The sequence below is a fragment of the Escherichia sp. MAL-1 genome, assembly GCF_052948035.1.
The window spans coordinates 1,195,312-1,216,852 of record NZ_CM129609.1 but is presented as its reverse complement, the minus strand read 5'-3'; the positions used below and the strand labels follow the sequence as shown (position 1 = coordinate 1,216,852).

Annotated in this window: 23 protein-coding genes and 1 pseudogene; 20 read left to right on the top strand and 4 right to left on the bottom strand. The window is 51.6% G+C overall.

Features of this window, described 5'->3' with window-relative positions; all coding sequences use genetic code 11:
* Positions 1 to 12: 12 nt before the first annotated feature.
* The 5 genes from lhgO to csiR all read left to right on the top strand — a co-directional run bounded on the left by lhgO (position 13) and on the right by csiR (position 6,367).
* Positions 13 to 1,281, top strand: a complete 1,269-nt coding sequence (lhgO, locus tag ACU8XX_RS05960; RefSeq protein WP_000271943.1) for an L-2-hydroxyglutarate oxidase — start codon at positions 13 to 15, stop codon at positions 1,279 to 1,281.
* 22 nt (positions 1,282 to 1,303) lie between these two features.
* The gene (gene gabD, locus ACU8XX_RS05955) at positions 1,304 to 2,752 is read left to right on the top strand and encodes an NADP-dependent succinate-semialdehyde dehydrogenase (RefSeq protein WP_000772876.1); all 1,449 of its coding nucleotides are present in this window, start codon (positions 1,304 to 1,306) and stop codon (positions 2,750 to 2,752) included.
* 13 nt (positions 2,753 to 2,765) lie between these two features.
* Positions 2,766 to 4,046 (top strand): 4-aminobutyrate--2-oxoglutarate transaminase, encoded by a 1,281-nt coding sequence (gabT, locus tag ACU8XX_RS05950; RefSeq protein ID WP_000097662.1) that lies wholly within the window; start codon positions 2,766 to 2,768, stop codon positions 4,044 to 4,046.
* A gap of 237 nt (positions 4,047 to 4,283) precedes the next feature.
* The gene (gabP, locus tag ACU8XX_RS05945; RefSeq protein ID WP_001295173.1) at positions 4,284 to 5,684 is read left to right on the top strand and encodes a GABA permease; all 1,401 of its coding nucleotides are present in this window, start codon (positions 4,284 to 4,286) and stop codon (positions 5,682 to 5,684) included.
* 20 nt (positions 5,685 to 5,704) lie between these two features.
* The gene (gene csiR, locus ACU8XX_RS05940; protein WP_000156811.1) at positions 5,705 to 6,367 is read left to right on the top strand and encodes a DNA-binding transcriptional regulator CsiR; all 663 of its coding nucleotides are present in this window, start codon (positions 5,705 to 5,707) and stop codon (positions 6,365 to 6,367) included.
* Here the strand turns inward: csiR and kbp are convergent, their stop codons facing one another.
* Together kbp and ACU8XX_RS05930 are read right to left on the bottom strand one after the other, a co-directional pair.
* On the bottom strand, positions 6,368 to 6,817 hold the full coding sequence (gene kbp, locus ACU8XX_RS05935; protein ID WP_000522415.1) for a potassium binding protein Kbp: 450 nt from the start codon (positions 6,815 to 6,817) through the stop codon (positions 6,368 to 6,370).
* A gap of 83 nt (positions 6,818 to 6,900) precedes the next feature.
* Entirely contained in the window at positions 6,901 to 7,059 is a 159-nt protein-coding gene (locus ACU8XX_RS05930) for a YqaE/Pmp3 family membrane protein (protein ID WP_000508177.1), read from the bottom strand.
* Positions 7,060 to 7,241: 182 nt separating this feature from the next.
* Between ACU8XX_RS05930 and ACU8XX_RS05925 the strand changes: the two genes are divergently transcribed.
* Together ACU8XX_RS05925 and ygaP are read left to right on the top strand one after the other, a co-directional pair.
* Positions 7,242 to 7,541, top strand: a complete 300-nt coding sequence (locus ACU8XX_RS05925) for an ArsR/SmtB family transcription factor (protein ID WP_000137280.1) — start codon at positions 7,242 to 7,244, stop codon at positions 7,539 to 7,541.
* A gap of 9 nt (positions 7,542 to 7,550) precedes the next feature.
* A complete protein-coding gene (ygaP, locus tag ACU8XX_RS05920) occupies positions 7,551 to 8,075 on the top strand; it encodes a thiosulfate sulfurtransferase YgaP (protein WP_032289822.1) in 525 nt (174 codons plus the stop codon).
* Between the two features lie 46 nt (positions 8,076 to 8,121).
* Here the strand turns inward: ygaP and stpA are convergent, their stop codons facing one another.
* Positions 8,122 to 8,526 (bottom strand): DNA-binding protein StpA, encoded by a 405-nt coding sequence (stpA, locus tag ACU8XX_RS05915; protein WP_000115383.1) that lies wholly within the window; start codon positions 8,524 to 8,526, stop codon positions 8,122 to 8,124.
* A gap of 668 nt (positions 8,527 to 9,194) precedes the next feature.
* Here stpA and alaE point away from each other — a divergent pair.
* A complete protein-coding gene (gene alaE / locus ACU8XX_RS05910) occupies positions 9,195 to 9,644 on the top strand; it encodes an L-alanine exporter AlaE (protein ID WP_000492656.1) in 450 nt (149 codons plus the stop codon).
* A 36-nt stretch (positions 9,645 to 9,680) separates the two neighbouring features.
* Here the strand turns inward: alaE and ACU8XX_RS05905 are convergent, their stop codons facing one another.
* Entirely contained in the window at positions 9,681 to 10,025 is a 345-nt protein-coding gene (locus ACU8XX_RS05905) for a DUF2002 family protein (RefSeq protein ID WP_000281320.1), read from the bottom strand.
* Positions 10,026 to 10,176: 151 nt separating this feature from the next.
* On the opposite strand from ACU8XX_RS05905, the gene ACU8XX_RS05900 reads away from it, so the two are divergent.
* The 12 genes and pseudogenes from ACU8XX_RS05900 (at position 10,177) to emrR (ending at position 21,437) form a co-directional block, all read left to right on the top strand.
* Entirely contained in the window at positions 10,177 to 10,506 is a 330-nt protein-coding gene (locus ACU8XX_RS05900) for a DUF883 domain-containing protein (RefSeq protein ID WP_001295174.1), read from the top strand.
* Positions 10,507 to 10,753: 247 nt separating this feature from the next.
* Positions 10,754 to 10,999: a glutaredoxin-like protein NrdH gene (gene nrdH / locus ACU8XX_RS05895; RefSeq protein ID WP_061351061.1), complete on the top strand. Its 246-nt coding sequence runs from the start codon at positions 10,754 to 10,756 to the stop codon at positions 10,997 to 10,999.
* Complete coding sequence (gene nrdI, locus ACU8XX_RS05890) at positions 10,996 to 11,406, top strand: class Ib ribonucleoside-diphosphate reductase assembly flavoprotein NrdI (RefSeq protein WP_000080947.1); 411 nt, start codon at positions 10,996 to 10,998, stop codon at positions 11,404 to 11,406. Before nrdH ends, nrdI begins: the two co-directional genes overlap by 4 nt.
* Positions 11,379 to 13,522 (top strand): annotated as a pseudogene (gene nrdE, locus ACU8XX_RS05885) (class 1b ribonucleoside-diphosphate reductase subunit alpha). The gene nrdI and the pseudogene nrdE overlap by 28 nt, the downstream one beginning before the upstream one ends.
* Before the next feature lie 9 nt (positions 13,523 to 13,531).
* Positions 13,532 to 14,491: a class 1b ribonucleoside-diphosphate reductase subunit beta gene (nrdF, locus tag ACU8XX_RS05880; RefSeq protein WP_000777969.1), complete on the top strand. Its 960-nt coding sequence runs from the start codon at positions 13,532 to 13,534 to the stop codon at positions 14,489 to 14,491.
* A 353-nt stretch (positions 14,492 to 14,844) separates the two neighbouring features.
* The gene (gene proV / locus ACU8XX_RS05875; protein ID WP_000985494.1) at positions 14,845 to 16,047 is read left to right on the top strand and encodes a glycine betaine/L-proline ABC transporter ATP-binding protein ProV; all 1,203 of its coding nucleotides are present in this window, start codon (positions 14,845 to 14,847) and stop codon (positions 16,045 to 16,047) included.
* On the top strand, positions 16,040 to 17,104 hold the full coding sequence (gene proW, locus ACU8XX_RS05870; protein ID WP_000774988.1) for a glycine betaine/L-proline ABC transporter permease ProW: 1,065 nt from the start codon (positions 16,040 to 16,042) through the stop codon (positions 17,102 to 17,104). The genes proV and proW overlap by 8 nt, the downstream gene beginning before the upstream one ends.
* Before the next feature lie 57 nt (positions 17,105 to 17,161).
* Positions 17,162 to 18,154: a glycine betaine/L-proline ABC transporter substrate-binding protein ProX gene (gene proX / locus ACU8XX_RS05865; RefSeq protein WP_001216521.1), complete on the top strand. Its 993-nt coding sequence runs from the start codon at positions 17,162 to 17,164 to the stop codon at positions 18,152 to 18,154.
* Positions 18,155 to 18,445: 291 nt separating this feature from the next.
* Complete coding sequence (locus tag ACU8XX_RS05860) at positions 18,446 to 19,630, top strand: MFS transporter (protein ID WP_000165699.1); 1,185 nt, start codon at positions 18,446 to 18,448, stop codon at positions 19,628 to 19,630.
* 123 nt (positions 19,631 to 19,753) lie between these two features.
* The gene (ygaZ, locus tag ACU8XX_RS05855) at positions 19,754 to 20,491 is read left to right on the top strand and encodes an L-valine exporter subunit YgaZ (protein WP_000445651.1); all 738 of its coding nucleotides are present in this window, start codon (positions 19,754 to 19,756) and stop codon (positions 20,489 to 20,491) included.
* Complete coding sequence (gene ygaH, locus ACU8XX_RS05850; protein WP_000119763.1) at positions 20,481 to 20,816, top strand: L-valine transporter subunit YgaH; 336 nt, start codon at positions 20,481 to 20,483, stop codon at positions 20,814 to 20,816. Before ygaZ ends, ygaH begins: the two co-directional genes overlap by 11 nt.
* Before the next feature lie 90 nt (positions 20,817 to 20,906).
* Entirely contained in the window at positions 20,907 to 21,437 is a 531-nt protein-coding gene (gene emrR / locus ACU8XX_RS05845) for a multidrug efflux transporter EmrAB transcriptional repressor EmrR (protein ID WP_000378442.1), read from the top strand.
* Positions 21,438 to 21,541: the final 104 nt, after the last annotated feature.

Sequence of the window (21,541 nt, the reverse complement as noted above, 5' to 3'; positions counted from 1 at the left end):
GGAATTGAGCGGATGTATGATTTTGTGATTATTGGCGGCGGCATCATCGGCATGTCGACCGCCATGCAACTGATTGATGTCTATCCGGATGCCCGCATTGCGTTGCTGGAAAAAGAGTCCGGCCCGGCCTGTCACCAGACGGGCCACAACAGCGGCGTGATCCATGCCGGGGTCTATTACACGCCCGGTAGCCTGAAGGCACAGTTTTGCCTGGCGGGAAACCGCGCCACTAAAGCCTTTTGCGATCAAAACGGCATTCGCTTTGACAACTGCGGCAAGATGCTGGTCGCCACGTCTCCGCTCGAAATGGAACGGATGCGCGCCTTATGGGAACGCACAGCGGCGAACGGTATCGAGCGCGAATGGCTAAACGCCGACGAACTGCGCGAGCGCGAACCGAATATCACCGGGCTCGGCGGTATTTTTGTGCCGTCCAGCGGCATTGTCAGCTACCGCGAAGTGACAGCGGCGATGGCAAAAATCTTTCAGGACAGAGGCGGCGAGATTATTTATAACGCCGAAGTCAGCGCCCTTAATGAGCATAAAAACGGCGTGGTGATACGTACCCGTCAGGGCGGTGAATATGAAGCATCGACGCTGATTAGCTGTTCCGGGCTGATGGCTGACCGGCTGGTGAAAATGCTCGGACTCGAACCGGGCTTTATCATCTGCCCGTTCCGTGGCGAGTATTTCCGCCTTGCGCCGGAGCATAACCAGATTGTTAACCACCTGATTTACCCCATCCCCGACCCGGCAATGCCGTTTTTGGGCGTGCATCTCACCCGCATGATCGACGGCAGCGTGACCGTCGGGCCAAACGCGGTGCTGGCTTTCAAACGTGAAGGCTATCGCAAGCGCGACTTCTCATTTAGCGACACGCTGGAAATTTTGGGCTCGTCGGGGATTCGCCGGGTGCTGCAAAACCATCTACGCTCAGGACTGGGCGAGATGAAAAACTCGCTGTGCAAAAGCGGCTATCTGCGGCTGGTGCAAAAGTATTGTCCCCGGCTTTCGTTAAGCGATCTCCAGCCCTGGCCCGCCGGTGTGCGGGCGCAGGCGGTATCGCCGGACGGCAAGCTGATTGACGATTTTCTGTTTGTCACCACCCCGCGCACGATCCACACCTGCAATGCGCCCTCCCCGGCAGCGACATCAGCAATTCCTATTGGTGCGCATATTGTCAGCAAGGTACAAACGCTGTTGGCAAGCCAGAGTAACCCCGGACGCACGCTGCGAGCGGCACGTAGTGTGGATGCCTTACACGCCGCATTTAATCAATAACCTTTGAAAACAGGACGTAACAATGAAACTTAACGACAGTAACTTATTCCGCCAGCAGGCGTTGATTAACGGGGAATGGCTGGACGCCAACAATGGCGAGGTCATCGACGTCACCAATCCGGCGAACGGCGACAAGCTGGGTAGCGTGCCGAAAATGGGCGCGGATGAAACCCGCGCCGCTATCGACGCCGCCAACCGCGCCCTGCCAGCCTGGCGCGCGCTCACCGCCAAAGAACGCGCCACCATTCTGCGCAACTGGTTCAATTTGATGATGGAGCATCAGGACGATTTAGCGCGCCTGATGACCCTCGAACAGGGTAAACCGCTGGCTGAAGCGAAAGGCGAAATCAGCTACGCCGCTTCCTTTATTGAGTGGTTTGCCGAAGAAGGCAAACGCATTTATGGCGACACCATTCCCGGTCATCAGGCCGATAAGCGCCTGATTGTTATCAAGCAGCCGATTGGCGTTACCGCCGCCATCACGCCGTGGAACTTCCCGGCGGCGATGATTACCCGTAAAGCCGGTCCGGCGCTGGCGGCAGGCTGCACGATGGTGCTGAAACCCGCCAGTCAGACGCCGTTCTCTGCGCTGGCGCTGGCGGAGCTGGCGATTCGCGCGGGCATTCCGGCTGGCGTATTTAACGTGGTCACCGGTTCGGCGGGCGCGGTGGGTAACGAACTGACCAGCAACCCGCTGGTGCGCAAACTGTCGTTTACCGGTTCGACCGAAATTGGCCGCCAGTTAATGGAACAGTGCGCGAAAGACATCAAGAAAGTGTCGCTGGAGCTGGGCGGCAACGCGCCGTTTATCGTCTTTGATGATGCCGATCTCGACAAAGCCGTGGAAGGCGCACTGGCCTCGAAATTCCGCAACGCCGGGCAAACCTGCGTCTGCGCCAACCGTTTATACGTGCAGGACGGCGTGTATGACCGCTTTGCCGAAAAATTACAGCAGGCGGTGAGCAAACTGCACATCGGCGACGGGCTGGATAAAGGCGTCACCATCGGGCCGCTGATCGATGAAAAAGCGGTAGCAAAAGTGGAAGAGCATATTGCCGATGCGCTGGAGAAAGGTGCGCGTGTGGTTTGCGGCGGTAAAGCGGATGAACGCGGCGGCAACTTCTTCCAGCCGACCATTCTGGTGGACGTTCCAGCCAACGCCAAAGTGTCGAAAGAAGAGACGTTCGGCCCCCTCGCCCCACTGTTCCGTTTTAAAGATGAAGCCGATGTGATTGCGCAAGCCAATGACACCGAGTTTGGCCTTGCCGCCTATTTCTACGCCCGTGATTTAAGCCGCGTCTTCCGCGTGGGCGAAGCGCTGGAGTACGGCATCGTCGGCATCAATACCGGCATCATTTCCAATGAAGTGGCCCCGTTCGGCGGCATTAAAGCCTCGGGTCTGGGTCGTGAAGGTTCGAAGTATGGCATCGAAGATTACTTAGAAATCAAATATATGTGCATCGGTCTTTAACTGGAGAACGCGAATGAGCAGCAATAAAGAGTTAATGCAGCGCCGCAGTCAGGCGATTCCCCGTGGTGTTGGGCAAATTCACCCGATTTTCGCTGACCGCGCGGAAAACTGCCGGGTGTGGGACGTTGAAGGCCGTGAGTATCTTGATTTCGCGGGCGGGATTGCGGTGCTCAATACCGGGCACTTGCATCCGAAAGTGGTGGCTGCGGTGGAAGCGCAGTTGAAAAAACTGTCGCACACCTGCTTCCAGGTGCTGGCCTACGAGCCGTATCTGGAGCTGTGCGAGATTATGAATCAGAAGGTGCCAGGCAATTTTGCCAAGAAAACGCTGCTGGTCACCACAGGTTCTGAAGCGGTGGAAAACGCGGTGAAAATCGCCCGCGCCGCCACCAAACGTAGCGGCACCATCGCTTTTAGCGGCGCGTATCACGGCCGCACGCATTACACGCTGGCGCTGACCGGCAAGGTGAATCCGTACTCTGCGGGCATGGGGCTGATGCCGGGTCATGTTTATCGCGCGCTTTATCCTTGCCCGCTGCACGGCATAAGCGAGGATGACGCTATCGCCAGCATCCACCGGATCTTCAAAAATGATGCCGCGCCGGAAGATATCGCCGCCATCGTGATTGAGCCGGTTCAGGGCGAAGGCGGTTTCTACGCCTCGTCGCCAGCCTTTATGCAGCGTTTACGCGCTCTGTGTGACGAGCACGGGATCATGCTGATTGCCGATGAAGTGCAGAGCGGCGCGGGGCGTACCGGCACGCTGTTTGCGATGGAGCAGATGGGCGTTGCGCCGGATCTTACCACCTTTGCGAAATCGATCGCGGGCGGCTTCCCGCTGGCGGGCGTCACCGGGCGCGCGGAAGTAATGGATGCCGTCGCTCCAGGCGGTCTGGGCGGCACCTATGCGGGTAACCCGATTGCCTGCGTGGCTGCGCTGGAAGTGTTGAAGGTGTTTGAGCAGGAAAATCTGCTGCAAAAAGCCAACGATCTGGGGCAGAAGTTGAAAGACGGATTGCTGGCGATAGCCGAAAAACACCCGGAGATCGGCGACGTACGCGGGCTGGGGGCGATGATCGCCATTGAGCTGTTTGAAGACGGCGATCACAACAAGCCGGACGCCAAACTCACCGCCGAGATCGTGGCTCGCGCCCGCGATAAAGGCCTGATTCTTCTCTCCTGCGGCCCGTATTACAACGTGCTGCGCATCCTTGTACCGCTCACCATTGAAGACGCTCAGATCCGTCAGGGTCTGGAGATCATCAGCCAGTGTTTTGATGAGGCGAAGCAGTAGCGCCGCTCCTATGCCGGAGGCGACGCTGCGCGTCTTGTCCGGCCTACGGGGATCCAGGTCGGATAAGGCGTTTACGCCGCATCCGACAATCTGTACGTGAACAGGAAGAAATCTATGTTGGCCGGGTAAGGCGGAGCCGCTCTCCGGCAAAAAGAATCAATAACAATTATACGCGTGACCCGGCGCGGGAAATGTCGGGGCGCTCTCCCAAGTGACACACTTTCGAGAGGATTCAGGATGGGGCAATCATCGCAACCACATGAGTTAGGCGGCGGGCTGAAGTCACGCCACGTCACCATGTTGTCTATTGCCGGTGTTATCGGCGCAAGTCTGTTTGTCGGTTCCAGCGTCGCCATCGCCGAAGCGGGCCCGGCGGTATTACTGGCCTATCTGTTCGCCGGGCTACTGGTGGTTATGATTATGCGGATGTTGGCGGAAATGGCGGTTGCCACGCCCGATACCGGTTCGTTTTCCACCTATGCCGATAAAGCCATTGGTCGCTGGGCGGGCTATACCATCGGCTGGTTGTACTGGTGGTTTTGGGTACTGGTTATCCCGCTGGAAGCCAACATCGCCGCCATGATCCTGCACTCATGGGTTCCAGGCATTCCCATCTGGTTATTTTCCCTCGTCATTACCCTCGCCTTAACTGGCAGTAACTTATTAAGCGTTAAAAACTACGGCGAATTTGAGTTCTGGCTGGCGCTGTGCAAAGTCATCGCTATCCTGGCCTTTATTTTCCTTGGTGCAGTCGCAATTAGCGGTTTTTACCCGTATGCCGAAGTGAGCGGGATCTCAAGATTGTGGGATAGCGGCGGCTTTATGCCCAACGGTTTCGGTGCGGTATTAAGCGCGATGTTGATCACCATGTTCTCGTTTATGGGCGCAGAAATTGTCACCATTGCCGCCGCGGAATCCGACACGCCGGAAAAACATATTGTCCGCGCCACCAACTCGGTTATCTGGCGTATTTCTATCTTCTATTTATGTTCTATTTTTGTCGTCGTGGCATTAATTCCGTGGAATATGCCCGGACTAAAAGCCGTCGGTTCTTATCGCTCGGTACTGGAATTGCTCAATATTCCCCATGCGAAATTAATCATGGACTGCGTGATATTACTTTCCGTAACCAGTTGCCTGAACTCGGCGCTGTATACCGCGTCAAGGATGCTCTACTCCTTAAGCCGTCGCGGTGATGCTCCCGCGGTAATGGGTAAAATCAACCGCAGTAAAACCCCGTACGTGGCGGTGTTACTCTCCACCGGCGCGGCATTCTTAACGGTGGTGGTGAACTATTACGCGCCTGCGAAGGTATTTAAATTTCTGATCGACAGCTCCGGCGCTATCGCCCTGCTGGTTTATTTAGTCATCGCCGTTTCACAGTTGCGGATGCGCAAAATTCTGCGAGCAGAAGGAAGCGAAATTCGCTTGCGAATGTGGCTTTATCCGTGGCTCACCTGGCTAGTCATCGGCTTTATTACCTTTGTGTTGGTAGTGATGCTATTCCGTCCGGCGCAACAGTTAGAAGTGATCTCCACCGGCTTATTAGCGATAGGGATTATCTGTACCGTGCCAATTATGGCTCGCTGGAAAAAGCTGGTATTGTGGCAAAAAACACCCGTTCATAATACGCGCTGATCATGATCAGGAGTCACACCATGACCATTACGTCTCTGGATGGCTATCGCTGGCTGAAGAACGATATTATTCGCGGTAATTTTCAACCGGATGAAAAATTACGAATGAGTTTGCTGACATCGCGTTATGCACTTGGCGTTGGGCCGTTACGGGAAGCTCTTTCGCAACTGGTGGCGGAACGGCTGGTCACGGTGGTGAATCAAAAAGGGTATCGGGTGGCGTCTATGTCAGAGCAGGAGCTGCTCGATATTTTCGACGCCCGCGCCAATATGGAAGCGATGTTAGTGAGTCTGGCGATTGCCCGCGGTGGCGATGAGTGGGAGGCAGACGTTCTCGCAAAAGCGCATCTGCTGAGTAAGCTTGAGGCCTGTGACGCCAGCGAGAAAATGCTTGATGAGTGGGATCTGCGTCATCAGGCGTTTCATACGGCAATTGTGGCGGGCTGTGGTTCTCACTATTTGCTGCAAATGCGTGAACGGTTGTTTGATCTGGCGGCGCGTTATCGATTTATCTGGCTGCGGCGAACGGTGCTTTCGGTGGAAATGCTGGAGGATAAACACGATCAGCACCAGACCCTGACTGCGGCGGTACTGGCGCGAGATACCGCGCGCGCCAGTGAGTTAATGCGCCAGCATTTACTGACGCCAATTCCCATTATCCAGCAGGCGATGGCTGGCAATTAACTACTCTTCCGGAATACGCAACACTTGCCCCGGATAAATTTTATCCGGGCTTTTTAGCATCGGTTTATTCGCTTCGAAGATTTTATTGTACAGATTAGCGTTACCGTAGACCTGTTTGGAAATGGCACTCAGAGTGTCGCCAGACTTAACGGTATAAAACTGGCTGGCAGTGGCTGGTGTCGCCGTTTTCACCTGATCATCGACACTGGCAATACCGGAAATATTCCCCACCGCAACAAGGATTTTCTCCTTCGCCTCCTGACTCAGGCCGTCACCAGTGACCGTCGCTTTGCCGTCGGCAATTTGAATATTCACTTTATCGGCATCCGGTATACCGGTTTTGTTCAGATGCTCCTGCACCTTCTTCGCCTGATCGTCTTTATCGTGCTGACCTGTAACCGCGTCCCAGAGTTTTTCTCCGGCATCTTTCACAAAATTGAACAGACCCATAGCTACCTCATTCGTTAACGGAAACACTCAGAAAGTGTAGCAGAGGAACGCGGCGCGTTAACGCCGCGGGGATGAGCACAGGTTTAATCGCGGGTTTGCACCCAGAACGCGTGAATCAAACCGGGGATATACCCAAGCAGTGTCAACAGAATATTAATAATGAACGCCCAACCGAACCCTTTACCGAGCAGCACGCCGAGCGGCGGCAGAATGATGGTGATGACGATTCTCCAGAAACCCATATGTACTCCCTATAAGAAAATTACTCATTGTTTAAAAAGAGATTTTATCTCTTAAGCGTAGTAATTTTAGCGGAGCCTGCCAGTTTCAGCTTACGCTTTTACTCTCATTTACGCTGCTGAGGCTGGTATATGTTGCATTTTTAGTTTAGAGTTTACTTAATTTAGAAAATACTTAAATAAATATGACTGAACTCGCGCAATTACAGGCCAGTGCCGAACAGGCAGCGGCCTTATTGAAAGCAATGAGCCACCCTAAACGATTGCTGATTCTGTGCATGCTTAGCGGTTCCCCCGGCACCAGCGCGGGAGAGCTGACGCGCATTACCGGACTGAGTGCCTCTGCGACATCACAGCATCTCGCTCGTATGCGGGACGAAGGGCTTATCGACAGCCAACGGGATGCCCAACGCATTCTATATTCCATTAAAAATGAGGCGGTAAATGCCATTATCGCCACCCTGAAAAATGTCTATTGTCCGTAAGGAGTCACTATGGCTTTGACAACCATTTCGCCGCATGATGCACAAGAATTAATCGCACGCGGCGCAAAGTTAATCGATATTCGTGATGCTGATGAATATCTTCGTGAACATATTCCTGAAGCAGATCTGGCTCCATTATCCGTGCTGGAACAGTCAGGTCTTCCGGCTAAATTACGTCACGAGCAAATTATATTCCACTGCCAGGCAGGTAAACGCACCAGTAATAATGTCGATAAATTAGCAGCGATTGCCGCCCCCGCAGAAATCTTTTTACTCGAAGATGGGATTGATGGCTGGAAAAAAGCAGGATTGCCAGTAGCGGTAAATAAATCTCAACCCTTGCCGTTAATGCGCCAGGTGCAGATCGCTGCGGGTGGTTTAATATTAATCGGCGTTGTACTGGGTTATACCGTAAATAGCGGTTTCTTCTTATTAAGTGGCTTTGTTGGTGCCGGGTTACTGTTTGCAGGAATCAGCGGTTTTTGTGGAATGGCAAGGTTGTTAGATAAGATGCCGTGGAACCAACGAGCTTGAGAAGCGACGCCGGACGCGCCCTAGCAGCGACATCCGGCCTCAGTAATTAGATCAGGAAATCGTCGAGAGATTTACCTTCTGCCAGCGCCTGAGCAATTGGCTTCGGTGTACGGCCCTGACCGGTCCAGGTTTTAGTTTCACCGTTAACATCGGTGAATTTATATTTCGCCGGACGCGGCTGGCGTTTTTTACCAGCGCGTGGTGCAGCAGCAGAGCTATTACCCAATAACTCTTCCGGGTTAATTCCGTCAGCTTTCATCAGCTCCAGCCAGGTGCTAATTTTTTCCTGGCGCTCTGCCAGTTCACGCTGCTGCTGTTCTTCTTCTTCACGTCTTTCTTTAGTGACAACCCTGAATTTTTCGAGCATTTCTTCAAGAACGTCAATGGAGAATTCGCGAGCCATCGCACGGAGGGTGCGAATGTTATTTAAACTTTGTAACATTACGGACATAATAAAGAAAACCTTTTAACGCCAAAACAAAAAAAGTATTTCGTCGCGTAGTGTAAGCGATCACTTATTATATTTCCACAAAATTTAATCTATTTACAGTCCTGCGCGAGATTATTTCAGCTGTTATTTTCTGAAACTCTCAGAATAATTTCAAGATTATATATTAGCCATTTTGATGAGTAATTTAGATTATTGGTGAACAGAGCGGCGCTCTCTGCTCGCTAATTCCGCAAGCCTGACAAAATCAAAGTGAATAAAAATGCAATATAACAGAATAAAAGAAAACATCCATCACTGGTGCTTTCTGCTGTTAATGTACATTGTCTGGCATAAAAAATGCTGAAAATGACCCAGCTACTACATACACCGAATTCTCTACGCTTATAGCGTTACCTCACCCCCAAACTTTCATTAGTGATATTAAAGGTAAGGCCATATCTAATTGATTTAATTAAAAATAAATCATATCGGCATGTAAAAATCCACAATGTACAAAAAACGAGCCGTTACGGAATATTTTATCTACAAAAACTGACTAAATAAAAATTTTTCACTAATTGATTAGTCATAGCCAGCGATATACGCTATGCGAAAATGCAGATGGCAATGAGATCCACTGCTTTCATCTCCATTAACATCCCATTACGCTTTTATTAAGGAGCATTAGCATGTTCTCACCGCAGTCACGCTTGCGTCATGCAGTTGCAGATACGTTCGCGATGGTTGTTTACTGTTCTGTCGTGAACATGTGTATTGAAGTTTTCCTCTCCGGAATGAGCTTCGAACAGTCTTTTTATTCCAGATTGGTAGCGATTCCGGTGAACATCTTAATTGCATGGCCATACGGTATGTACCGTGATCTGTTTATGCGCGCGGCACGCAAAGTTAGCCCGTCGGGCTGGATAAAAAATCTGGCGGATATTCTGGCTTATGTGACGTTCCAGTCACCGGTGTATGTGGCGATCTTGTTAGTGGTGGGCGCAGACTGGCATCAGATTATGGCGGCGGTCAGTTCAAACATCGTTGTTTCGATGTTGATGGGGGCGGTTTATGGCTACTTCCTCGATTATTGCCGCCGACTGTTTAAAGTCAGCCGTTACCAGCAGGTAAAAGCCTGACCCTTCTTTTCGCGACTGGCATCGCCAGTCGCGTCTTTAACTGGCTTCGCCAAATAAACCATTCAAATAACGTTCAAGCGCAACACGCGAACTAAAGCCATGCGGGATACCGTAATGCTCGTGTCGCTCGCCTGCTAAATAGAGCGGAAATTGTTGATAATGATCGCAAGTTTTAATATCGGAAGCGGGTTCAGCCAGTGTCGAACTACGTTCTTTTAATGTTGGATGAATTACCAGTGCGGTACGTCCCATTCGCGCTTCGCGATTAACATAGACATAATTTTCCCCACGGCGGTAACCATACGCTTTCTGGGTTACCACATCGACAGTAAAACCGACTTTTTCAAGTACGCGCGCCACCTCGTCTGGTCGTAAATACATATTTGATCCTCGTTATTATCAACCGCGGGCCTACCTTACCTGATTGCGCATTCACAACGCTTTCAGAAAAGTCCATAAAGCCGCGATGAACCTCAGTTAAGAAAATTATGGTCTACACTGAAAATTACATCGAATTCTAATGGGGGATCATATGTTTAACCGACCGAACCGCAACGACGTTGATGATGGCGTGCAGGATATCCAGAATGATGTCAATCAATTAGCTGACAGCCTCGAATCTGTATTGAAGTCCTGGGGCAGCGACGCCAAAGGGGAAGCTGAAGCCGCACGCAGTAAAGCTCAGGCATTGCTGAAAGAAACCAGGGCGCGAATGCATGGTCGTACTCGCGTCCAGCAAGCCGCACGCGATGCCGTTGGCTGCGCGGATTCTTTTGTTCGTGAAAGACCTTGGTGTAGCGTGGGTACAGCAGCTGCGGTAGGTATTTTTATCGGCGCACTGTTAAGCATGCGCAAATCGTAGTGCAAAAATGATAATAAATACGCGTCTTTGACCCCGAAGCCTGTCTTCGGGGTTTCTTTTTGCCTGGTGAATCACAAAAATCCCCCTACCCCGTCACGCTCATATCCAGGGTAATTTCGACCACTATTTTCTATATATTGTGTGGTTGAATCTTTTTTCAACTACATCTAGTATCTCTGTATCAACAGAGAGACAACCCGACGCGTATCATCGCGCCGTATCTTCATTTTAAACGGAAATACGAATCATGCGCATTACTACTTACACTCGTAACGATTGCGTTCAGTGCCACGCCACCAAACGGGCGATGGAAAATCGGGGCTTTGATTTTGAAATGATTAATGTCGATCGCGTTCCTGAAGCGGCAGAAGCGTTGCGTGCTCAGGGCTTTCGTCAGTTGCCGGTAGTGATTGCTGGCGATCTTAGCTGGTCTGGTTTCCGTCCGGACATGATTAACCGTCTGCATCCAGCGCCACACGCGGCCAGTGCATGAGCCAGCTCGTCTACTTTTCCAGTAGCTCCGAAAATACGCAGCGTTTTATCGAACGTTTAGGACTGCCCGCGGTGCGCATCCCGCTCAATGAGCGGGAACGGATTCAGGTAGACGAGCCTTACATCCTGATCGTGCCCTCTTACGGCGGCGGCGGTACGGCTGGCGCGGTGCCACGACAGGTAATTCGCTTTTTAAACGACGAGCACAACCGGGCGTTGCTTCGCGGCGTTATTGCTTCTGGTAATCGCAACTTTGGTGAGGCGTATGGCCGCGCCGGAGATGTGATTGCCCGGAAATGCGGCGTGCCGTGGCTGTACCGTTTTGAACTCATGGGTACGCAAAGCGATATCGAAAACGTTCGTAAAGGAGTAACCGAATTTTGGCAACGACAACCGCAGAATGCCTGACGCAGGAAACGATGGATTACCACGCGCTGAATGCGATGCTTAACCTCTACGATAGCGCAGGTCGCATTCAGTTCGATAAAGACCGCCAGGCCGTTGACGCCTTTATTGCGACGCATGTGCGTCCGAACAGTGTGACCTTCAGTAGCCAGCAGCAGCGCCTGAACTGGCTGGTCAACGAAGGTTACTATGATGAAAGCGTTCTTAATCGCTACTCTCGCGACTTTGTCATTACGCTGTTTGCCCACGCACACACCAGCGGTTTTCGTTTCCAGACATTCCTCGGGGCATGGAAGTTTTACACCAGCTATACGTTGAAGACATTCGACGGTAAACGTTATCTGGAAGATTTTGCCGATCGAGTCACGATGGTGGCGCTGACGCTGGCACAAGGCGATGAGACGCTGGCGTTGCAACTGACAGATGAAATGCTGTCAGGACGCTTTCAGCCAGCCACGCCAACATTCCTCAACTGCGGTAAGCAGCAGCGCGGCGAACTGGTTTCCTGTTTTTTGCTGCGTATTGAAGACAATATGGAGTCGATTGGTCGGGCGGTAAATTCCGCACTGCAACTGTCGAAACGCGGCGGCGGCGTAGCATTTTGTTGTCGAATCTGCGAGAAGCGGGCGCGCCAATTAAACGTATTGAAAATCAATCTTCTGGCGTAATTCCGGTGATGAAAATGCTGGAAGACGCATTTTCCTATGCCAACCAACTCGGCGCTCGTCAGGGGGCTGGTGCAGTCTATTTACATGCTCATCATCCCGATATTCTGCGTTTTCTCGACACGAAACGGGAAAATGCCGACGAAAAAATCCGCATTAAAACACTGTCGCTTGGCGTGGTGATCCCGGATATCACTTTCCATCTGGCAAAAGAGAATGCGCAGATGGCGCTGTTTTCGCCTTATGACGTAGAGCGAGTTTATGGCAAGCCGTTTGCCGATGTGGCCATCAGCCAACACTATGACGAACTGGTTGCCGATGAACGCATTCGCAAAAAATACCTCAACGCCCGTGATTTCTTCCAGCGACTGGCAGAAATCCAGTTTGAGTCCGGCTATCCCTACATCATGTATGAAGACACGGTAAACCGTGCTAACCCTATCGCCGGGCGCATAAATATGAGTAATCTCTGCTCAGAAATTTTGCAGGTTAACAGCGCCTCAGAGTATGACGAGAATCTCGACTATACCCGCACAGGCCATGATATTTCCTGCAATTTAGGTTCGTTGAATATTGCGCACACCATGGATTCCCCCGATTTTGCCCGCACGGTAGAGACTGCCGTGCGCGGTTTAACGGCAGTATCAGATATGAGTCATATCCGCAGCGTGCCGTCCATCGAAGCCGGAAATGCCGCCTCGCACGCCATCGGACTGGGGCAGATGAATTTACACGGCTATCTGGCGCGAGAAGGCATCGCTTATGGTTCGCCGGAAGCACTGGATTTCACCAATCTCTATTTCTATGCCATCACCTGGCATGCACTGCGTACCTCGATGTTGCTGGCACGCGAACGCGGTGAAACCTTCGCCGGGTTCAAACAGTCACGCTATGCCAGTGGTGAATATTTTAGCCAATATCTGCAAGGGAACTGGCAGCCGAAAACGGCGAAAGTTGGCGAACTGTTTACCCGTAGCGGTATTACGTTACCTACCCGTGAGATGTGGGCGCAGCTGCGCGACGACGTGATGCGCTACGGCATATACAACCAGAATCTTCAGGCGGTGCCGCCAACCGGTTCTATCTCTTATATCAACCATGCTACGTCGAGTATTCATCCGATTGTGGCGAAAGTAGAGATACGCAAAGAGGGCAAAACAGGACGCGTTTACTACCCTGCCCCGTTTATGACTAACGAGAATCTGGCGCTGTATCAGGACGCTTACGAAATTGGCGCAGAAAAGATCATCGACACCTACGCGGAAGCGACTCGCCATGTCGATCAGGGGCTGTCGCTGACGCTTTTTTTCCCCGATACCGCCACCACTCGCGATATCAACAAAGCGCAGATTTACGCCTGGCGCAAGGGTATCAAAACGCTCTATTACATCCGCCTGCGTCAGATGGCGCTGGAAGGCACTGAAATTGAAGGCTGCGTCTCCTGTGCACTTTAAGGAATATCTATGAAACTCTCACGTATCAGCGCCATCAACTGGAACAAGATATCTGACGATAAAGATCTGGAGGTGTGGAATCGCCTGACCAGCAATTTCTGGCTACCAGAAAAGGTGCCGCTGTCGAACGATATTCCTGCCTGGCAGACATTAACTGTCGTAGAACAACAACTGACGATGCGCGTTTTTACTGGCCTGACGCTGCTCGACACGCTGCAAAATGTTATCGGCGCGCCTTCTCTGATGCCCGATGCACTCACGCCTCATGAAGAAGCGGTATTATCGAATATCAGCTTTATGGAAGCGGTTCATGCCCGCTCTTACAGTTCGATTTTCTCGACGCTATGCCAGACCAAAGATGTCGATGCCGCCTACGCCTGGAGTGAAGAAAACGCACCGTTGCAGCGAAAAGCTCAGATTATTCAGCAACATTATCGCGGTGATGATCCGCTGAAAAAGAAAATCGCCAGTGTGTTTCTTGAATCTTTTTTGTTCTATTCCGGTTTCTGGCTGCCGATGTATTTTTCCAGCCGCGGAAAGCTGACCAATACCGCGGACCTGATCCGTCTGATTATCCGCGATGAAGCAGTCCACGGTTACTACATAGGCTATAAATATCAGAAAAACATGGAAAAGATATCTCTGGGACAACGTGAAGAGTTGAAGAGTTTCGCCTTCGATTTGTTGCTGGAACTCTACGACAACGAGTTGCAATACACCGATGAGCTGTACGCCGAAACCCCGTGGGCTGACGATGTGAAAGCGTTTCTCTGTTACAACGCCAATAAGGCTTTGATGAATCTGGGCTACGAACCGTTATTTCCCGCAGAAATGGCGGAAGTGAATCCGGCAATCCTCGCCGCGCTTTCGCCGAATGCCGATGAAAATCACGATTTCTTTTCCGGTTCAGGCTCCTCTTATGTGATGGGGAAAGCGGTTGAAACAGAAGATGAAGACTGGAATTTCTGAGGGTGTTATTTTCAAAAATATCACTACCCGCAGCAGGGAAATAATTCCCGCCAAATAGCTTTTTATCACGCAAATAATTTGTGGTGATCTACACTGATACTCTGTTGCATTATTCGCCTGAAACCACAATATTCAGGCGTTTTTTCGCTATCTTTGACAAAAAATATCAACTTTCTCGATTTGCTCTCAGCCCTTATATCACGGGAAATTCCGGCGATTTGCTCGCATCAATATTCATGCCACATTTGCCATCAGGGGTTGCCTCAGATTCTCAGTATGTTAGGGTAGAAAAAAGTGACTATTTCCATTGGGTAATATATCGACATAGACAAATAAAGGAATCTTTCTATTGCATGGCAATTAAATTAGAAATTAAAAATCTTTATAAAATATTTGGCGAGCATCCACAGCGAGCGTTCAAATATATCGAACAAGGACTTTCAAAAGAACAAATTCTGGAAAAAACTGGGCTATCGCTTGGCGTAAAAGACGCCAGTCTGGCCATTGAAGAAGGCGAGATATTTGTCATCATGGGATTATCCGGCTCGGGTAAATCCACAATGGTACGCCTTCTCAATCGCCTGATTGAACCCACCCGCGGGCAAGTGCTGATTGATGGTGTGGATATTGCCAAAATATCCGACGCCGAACTCCGTGAGGTGCGCAGAAAAAAGATTGCGATGGTCTTCCAGTCCTTTGCCTTAATGCCGCATATGACCGTGCTGGACAATACTGCGTTCGGTATGGAATTGGCCGGAATTAATGCCGAAGAACGCCGGGAAAAAGCCCTTGATGCACTGCGTCAGGTCGGGCTGGAAAATTATGCCCACAGCTACCCGGATGAACTCTCTGGCGGGATGCGTCAACGTGTGGGATTAGCCCGCGCGTTAGCGATTAATCCGGATATATTATTAATGGACGAAGCCTTCTCGGCGCTCGATCCATTAATTCGCACCGAGATGCAGGATGAGCTGGTAAAATTACAGGCGAAACATCAGCGCACCATTGTCTTTATTTCCCACGATCTTGATGAAGCCATGCGTATTGGCGACCGAATTGCCATTATGCAAAATGGTGAAGTGGTACAGGTCGGCACACCGGATGAAATTCTCAATAATCCGGCGAATGATTATGTCCGTACCTTCTTCCGTGGCGTTGATATTAGTCAGGTATTCAGTGCGAAAGATATTGCCCGCCGGACACCGAATGGCTTAATTCGTAAAACCCCTGGCTTCGGCCCACGTTCGGCACTGAAATTATTGCAGGATGAAGATCGCGAATATGGCTACGTTATCGAACGCGGTAATAAGTTTGTCGGCGCAGTCTCCATCGATTCGCTTAAAACCGCGTTAACGCAGCAGCAAGGTCTTGATGCGGCGCTGATTGATGCGCCGTTAGCAGTCGATGCACAAACGCCTCTTAGCGAGTTGCTCTCTCATGTCGGACAGGCACCCTGTGCGGTGCCCGTGGTCGACGAGGACCAACAGTATGTCGGCATCATTTCGAAAGGAATGCTGCTGCGCGCTTTAGATCGTGAGGGGGTAAATAATGGCTGATCAAAATAATCCGTGGGATACCACGCCAGCGGCGGACAGTGCCGCGCAATCCGCAGACGCCTGGGGTACACCGACGACTGCACCGACTGACGGCGGTGGTGCTGACTGGCTGACCAGTACGCCTGCGCCAAACGTCGAGCATTTTAATATTCTCGATCCGTTCCATAAAACGCTGATCCCGCTCGACAGTTGGGTCACTGAAGGGATCGACTGGGTCGTTACCCATTTCCGTCCCGTCTTCCAGGGCGTGCGCGTTCCGGTTGATTATATCCTCAACGGTTTCCAGCAATTGCTGCTGGGTATGCCCGCACCGGTGGCGATTATCGTTTTCGCTCTCATCGCCTGGCAGATTTCCGGGGTCGGAATGGGTGTGGCGACGCTGGTTTCGCTGATTGCCATCGGCGCAATCGGTGCCTGGTCGCAGGCAATGGTGACTCTGGCGCTGGTGTTAACCGCCCTGCTGTTCTGTATCGTCATCGGTTTGCCGTTGGGGATATGGCTGGCGAGAAGTCCGCGAGCGGCGAAAATTATTCGTCCACTGCTTGATGCCATGCAGACCACGCCAGCGTTTGTTTATCTGGTGCCAATCGTCATGCTATTTGGTATCGGTAACGTGCCGGGCGTGGTGGTGACGATCATCTTTGCTCTGCCGCCGATTATCCGTCTGACCATTCTGGGGATTAACCAGGTTCCGGCGGATCTGATTGAAGCCTCGCGCTCATTCGGTGCCAGCCCGCGCCAGATGCTGTTCAAAGTTCAGTTACCGCTGGCGATGCCGACCATTATGGCGGGCGTTAACCAGACGCTGATGCTGGCCCTTTCTATGGTGGTCATCGCCTCGATGATTGCCGTCGGCGGGTTGGGTCAGATGGTACTTCGCGGTATCGGTCGTCTGGATATGGGGCTTGCCACCGTTGGCGGCGTCGGGATTGTGATCCTCGCCATTATCCTCGATCGTCTGACGCAGGCCGTTGGGCGCGACTCACGCAGTCGCGGCAACCGTCGCTGGTACACCACTGGCCCTGTTGGTCTGCTGACCCGCCCATTCATTAAGTAACTCTGCACTTGCCCGGTGACGCCGGGCATTATCACCCTGCCAAAAAAAGGAATAACAATGCGACATAGCGTACTTTTTGCGACAGCGTTTGCCACGCTTATCTCTACACAAACTTTTGCTGCCGATCTGCCGGGCAAAGGCATTACTGTTAATCCAGTTCAGAGCACCATCACTGAAGAAACCTTCCAGACGCTGCTGGTCAGTCGTGCGCTGGAGAAATTAGGTTATACCGTCAACAAACCCAGCGAAGTAGATTACAACGTTGGCTACACCTCGCTTGCTTCCGGCGATGCAACCTTCACCGCCGTGAACTGGACGCCACTGCATGACAACATGTACGAAGCTGCCGGTGGCGATAAGAAATTTTATCGTGAAGGGGTATTTGTTAACGGCGCGGCACAGGGTTACCTGATCGATAAGAAAACCGCCGACCAGTACAAAATCACCAACATCGCACAACTGAAAGATCCGAAGATCGCCAAACTGTTCGATACCAACGGCGACGGAAAAGCGGATTTAACCGGTTGTAACCCTGGCTGGGGCTGCGAAGGTGCGATCAACCACCAGCTTGCCGCGTATGAACTGACCCATACCGTGACGCATAATCAGGGGAACTACGCGGCGATGATGGCCGACACCATCAGTCGCTACAAAGAGGGCAAACCGGTGTTTTACTACACCTGGACGCCGTACTGGGTGAGTAATGAGCTGAAGCCAGGGAAAGATGTGGTCTGGTTGCAGGTGCCGTTCTCCGCACTGCCGGGCGATAAAAACGCCGATACCAAACTGCCGAATGGTGCGAATTATGGCTTCCCGGTCAGCACCATGCATATCGTTGCCAACAAAGCCTGGGCCGAGAAAAACCCGGCAGCAGCGAAACTGTTTGCCATTATGCAGTTGCCAGTGGCAGATATTAACGCCCAGAACGCCATTATGCATGACGGCAAAGCCTCAGAAGGCGATATTCAGGGCCATGTTGATGGCTGGATCAAAGCCCACCAGCAGCAGTTCGATGGCTGGGTGAATGAGGCGCTGGCAGCGCAGAAGTAATTTTTATTCGGGCGGATAAGGCGTTTTTACCTCATCCGCCGCTCTGTACACAATGCCTGATGCGACGCTGGAGCGTCTTATCATGCCTACAAAATACACTCATTCCGTATGGCGGATAAGGCGTTTTCGCCGCATCCGCCGTTCTGTGCACAATGCCTGATGCGACGCTGGCGCGTCTTATCATGCCTACAAACCACATCGCACATTTCAACAAGCTATCTTTCATCCCATATTCATCAACATCCGCTATTATTGATTTCCAGCTTAATCATCACCTGATGAACAAAAATAATGACTAAACCTAATCATGAGCTTAGCCCGGCGCTGATCGTGCTGATGTCTATCGCCACCGGTCTGGCGGTCGCCAGTAACTATTACGCTCAGCCATTGCTCGACACCATCGCGCGTAACTTTTCCCTTTCCGCCAGTTCGGCAGGCTTTATTGTTACCGCCGCGCAATTGGGCTATGCAGCAGGTCTGCTGTTTCTTGTTCCCCTCGGTGATATGTTTGAACGCCGCCGCCTGATTGTCTCGATGACCTTACTGGCGGCAGGCGGCATGTTAATCACTGCCAGCAGTCAGTCGCTGGCGATGATGATCCTCGGTACGGCATTAACCGGTTTATTCTCTGTCGTGGCACAAATTCTGGTTCCGCTGGCAGCGACGCTGGCTTCACCGGACAAACGCGGCAAAGTGGTTGGCACTATTATGAGCGGTCTGCTGTTGGGGATCTTGCTGGCACGGACAGTTGCCGGATTGCTGGCGAATCTCGGCGGCTGGCGCACCGTCTTTTGGGTTGCTTCGGTGTTAATGGCACTGATGGCGCTGGCATTATGGCGTGGTCTGCCACAAATGAAATCAGAAACCCACCTCAACTACCCACAGTTGTTGGGTTCCGTTTTCAGTATGTTTATCAGCGATAAAATTCTGCGTACCCGCGCGTTGCTGGGCTGCCTGACCTTTGCCAATTTCAGCATTCTCTGGACCTCAATGGCCTTTTTGCTTGCCGCTCCACCTTTTAACTACAGCGATGGTGTAATTGGTCTGTTTGGACTTGCGGGAGCTGCCGGAGCGTTGGGCGCTCGTCCGGCGGGCGGTTTTGCCGATAAGGGCAAATCGCACCACACCACAACTTTCGGTCTGCTGCTGCTATTACTTTCATGGCTGGCGATCTGGTTTGGTCACACTTCCGTACTGGCGTTGATTATCGGAATCCTGGTGCTGGATCTCACCGTGCAGGGCGTGCATATCACTAACCAGACGGTAATTTATCGGATACATCCTGATGCGCGCAATCGCCTGACCGCAGGTTACATGACTAGCTACTTTATTGGCGGTGCCGCCGGTTCGCTAATTTCAGCCTCAGCCTGGCAACATGGCGGTTGGGCTGGCGTTTGTCTGGCTGGCGCGACGATTGCCCTGGTTAACTTACTGGTCTGGTGGCGAGGTTTTCATCGTCAGGAAGCCGCAAATTAAGCAATCAGCAACCGTTTTCGTGGCTTTACACTTATAAGGGTGTTAAGAAGCCCATCAGTCTGATAAGGTTAAGATATTCATTCAGTCTATTTATAATATTAACAATCGTTAAGCGTACACTCTATGGAAAGCCCTACTCCACAGCCTGCTCCTGGTTCGGCGACCTTCATGGAAGGATGCAAAGACAGTTTACCGATTGTTATTAGTTATATTCCGGTGGCCTTTGCGTTCGGTCTGAATGCGACCCGTCTGGGATTCTCTCCTCTCGAAAGCGTTTTTTTCTCCTGCATCATTTATGCAGGCGCGAGCCAGTTCGTCATTACCGCGATGCTGGCAGCCGGGAGTAGTTTGTGGATTGCTGCACTGACCGTCATGGCAATGGATGTTCGCCATGTGTTGTATGGCCCGTCACTGCGTAGCCGTATTATTCAGCGTCTGCAAAAATCGAAAACCGCCCTGTGGGCGTTTGGCCTGACGGATGAGGTTTTTGCCGCCGCAACCGCAAAACTGGTACGCAATAATCGCCGCTGGAGCGAGAACTGGATGATCGGCATTGCCTTCAGTTCATGGTCATCGTGGGTATTTGGTACGGTAATAGGGGCATTCTCCGGCAGCGGCTTGCTGCAAGGTTATCCCGCCGTTGAAGCTGCATTAGGTTTTATGCTTCCGGCACTCTTTATGAGTTTCCTGCTCGCCTCTTTCCAGCGCAAACAATCTCTTTGCGTTACCGCAGCGTTAGTTGGTGCCCTTGCAGGCGTAACGCTATTTTCTATTCCCGTCGCCATTCTGGCAGGCATTGTCTGTGGCTGCCTCACTGCGTTAATCCAGGCATTCTGGCAAGGAGCGCCCGATGAGCTATGAGGTTCTGCTGCTTGGGTTACTAGTTGGCGTGGCGAATTATTGCTTCCGCTATTTGCCGCTGCGCCTGCGTGTGGGTAATGCCCGCCCAACCAAACGTGGCGCGGTAGGTATTTTGCTCGACACCATTGGCATCGCCTCGATATGCGCTCTGCTGGTTGTCTCTACCGCACCAGAAGTGATGCACGATACACGCCGTTTCGTGCCCACGCTGGTCGGCTTCGCGGTACTGGGTGCCAGTTTCTATAAAACACGCAGCATTATCATCCCAACACTGCTTAGTGCGCTGGCCTATGGGCTCGCCTGGAAAGTGATGGCGATTATATAACCCACAAGAATCATTTTTCTAAAACAATACATTTACTTTATTTGTCACTGTCGTTACTATATCGGCTGAAATTAATGAGGTCATACCCAAATGGATAGTTCGTTTACGCCCATTGAACAAATGCTAAAATTTCGCGCCAGCCGCCACGAAGATTTTCCTTATCAGGAGATCCTTCTGACTCGTCTTTGCATGCACATGCAAAGCAAGCTGCTGGAGAACCGCAATAAAATGCTGAAGGCTCAGGGGATTAACGAGACGTTGTTTATGGCGTTGATTACGCTGGAGTCTCAGGAAAACCACAGTATTCAGCCTTCTGAATTAAGTTGTGCTCTTGGATCATCCCGTACCAACGCGACGCGTATTGCCGATGAACTGGAAAAACGCGGTTGGATCGAACGTCGTGAAAGCGATAACGATCGCCGCTGCCTGCATCTGCAATTAACGGAAAAAGGTCACGAGTTTTTGCGCGAGGTTTTACCACCGCAGCATAACTGCCTGCATCAACTCTGGTCCGCGCTCAGCACAACAGAAAAAGATCAGCTCGAGCAAATCACCCGCAAATTGCTCTCCCGTCTCGACCAGATGGAACAAGACGGTGTGGTTCTCGAAGCGATGAGCTAACGCGTCATCTCGCTCAAAAATCCAGATTTATAAAAGAAAAAATGACTGGCCAGCATCGCAACATGCTGGCCTTTTTGGCAAGCAGGTCGGCTCAGCCGATGAGT

Excerpts from the sequence above, each read along its gene's own strand:
- nrdF (WP_000777969.1), top strand. The coding sequence starts at position 13,532 with ATGAAACTCTCACGTATCAGCGCCATCAACTGGAACAAGATATCTGAC.
- nrdI (WP_000080947.1), top strand. The coding sequence starts at position 10,996 with ATGAGCCAGCTCGTCTACTTTTCCAGTAGCTCCGAAAATACGCAGCGT.
- ACU8XX_RS05930 (WP_000508177.1), bottom strand. The coding sequence starts at position 7,059 with ATGGGTTTCTGGAGAATCGTCATCACCATCATTCTGCCGCCGCTCGGC.
- stpA (WP_000115383.1), bottom strand. The coding sequence starts at position 8,526 with ATGTCCGTAATGTTACAAAGTTTAAATAACATTCGCACCCTCCGTGCG.
- lhgO (WP_000271943.1), top strand. The coding sequence starts at position 13 with ATGTATGATTTTGTGATTATTGGCGGCGGCATCATCGGCATGTCGACC.
- gabT (WP_000097662.1), top strand. The coding sequence starts at position 2,766 with ATGAGCAGCAATAAAGAGTTAATGCAGCGCCGCAGTCAGGCGATTCCC.
- ACU8XX_RS05905 (WP_000281320.1), bottom strand. The coding sequence starts at position 10,025 with ATGTATTTACGACCAGACGAGGTGGCGCGCGTACTTGAAAAAGTCGGT.
- nrdH (WP_061351061.1), top strand. The coding sequence starts at position 10,754 with ATGCGCATTACTACTTACACTCGTAACGATTGCGTTCAGTGCCACGCC.
- ACU8XX_RS05925 (WP_000137280.1), top strand. The coding sequence starts at position 7,242 with ATGACTGAACTCGCGCAATTACAGGCCAGTGCCGAACAGGCAGCGGCC.
- alaE (WP_000492656.1), top strand. The coding sequence starts at position 9,195 with ATGTTCTCACCGCAGTCACGCTTGCGTCATGCAGTTGCAGATACGTTC.
- proV (WP_000985494.1), top strand. The coding sequence starts at position 14,845 with ATGGCAATTAAATTAGAAATTAAAAATCTTTATAAAATATTTGGCGAG.
- proW (WP_000774988.1), top strand. The coding sequence starts at position 16,040 with ATGGCTGATCAAAATAATCCGTGGGATACCACGCCAGCGGCGGACAGT.
- gabD (WP_000772876.1), top strand. The coding sequence starts at position 1,304 with ATGAAACTTAACGACAGTAACTTATTCCGCCAGCAGGCGTTGATTAAC.
- ACU8XX_RS05900 (WP_001295174.1), top strand. The coding sequence starts at position 10,177 with ATGTTTAACCGACCGAACCGCAACGACGTTGATGATGGCGTGCAGGAT.
- ygaZ (WP_000445651.1), top strand. The coding sequence starts at position 19,754 with ATGGAAAGCCCTACTCCACAGCCTGCTCCTGGTTCGGCGACCTTCATG.
- ygaP (WP_032289822.1), top strand. The coding sequence starts at position 7,551 with ATGGCTTTGACAACCATTTCGCCGCATGATGCACAAGAATTAATCGCA.
- ACU8XX_RS05860 (WP_000165699.1), top strand. The coding sequence starts at position 18,446 with ATGACTAAACCTAATCATGAGCTTAGCCCGGCGCTGATCGTGCTGATG.
- gabP (WP_001295173.1), top strand. The coding sequence starts at position 4,284 with ATGGGGCAATCATCGCAACCACATGAGTTAGGCGGCGGGCTGAAGTCA.
- kbp (WP_000522415.1), bottom strand. The coding sequence starts at position 6,817 with ATGGGTCTGTTCAATTTTGTGAAAGATGCCGGAGAAAAACTCTGGGAC.
- emrR (WP_000378442.1), top strand. The coding sequence starts at position 20,907 with ATGGATAGTTCGTTTACGCCCATTGAACAAATGCTAAAATTTCGCGCC.
- proX (WP_001216521.1), top strand. The coding sequence starts at position 17,162 with ATGCGACATAGCGTACTTTTTGCGACAGCGTTTGCCACGCTTATCTCT.
- ygaH (WP_000119763.1), top strand. The coding sequence starts at position 20,481 with ATGAGCTATGAGGTTCTGCTGCTTGGGTTACTAGTTGGCGTGGCGAAT.
- csiR (WP_000156811.1), top strand. The coding sequence starts at position 5,705 with ATGACCATTACGTCTCTGGATGGCTATCGCTGGCTGAAGAACGATATT.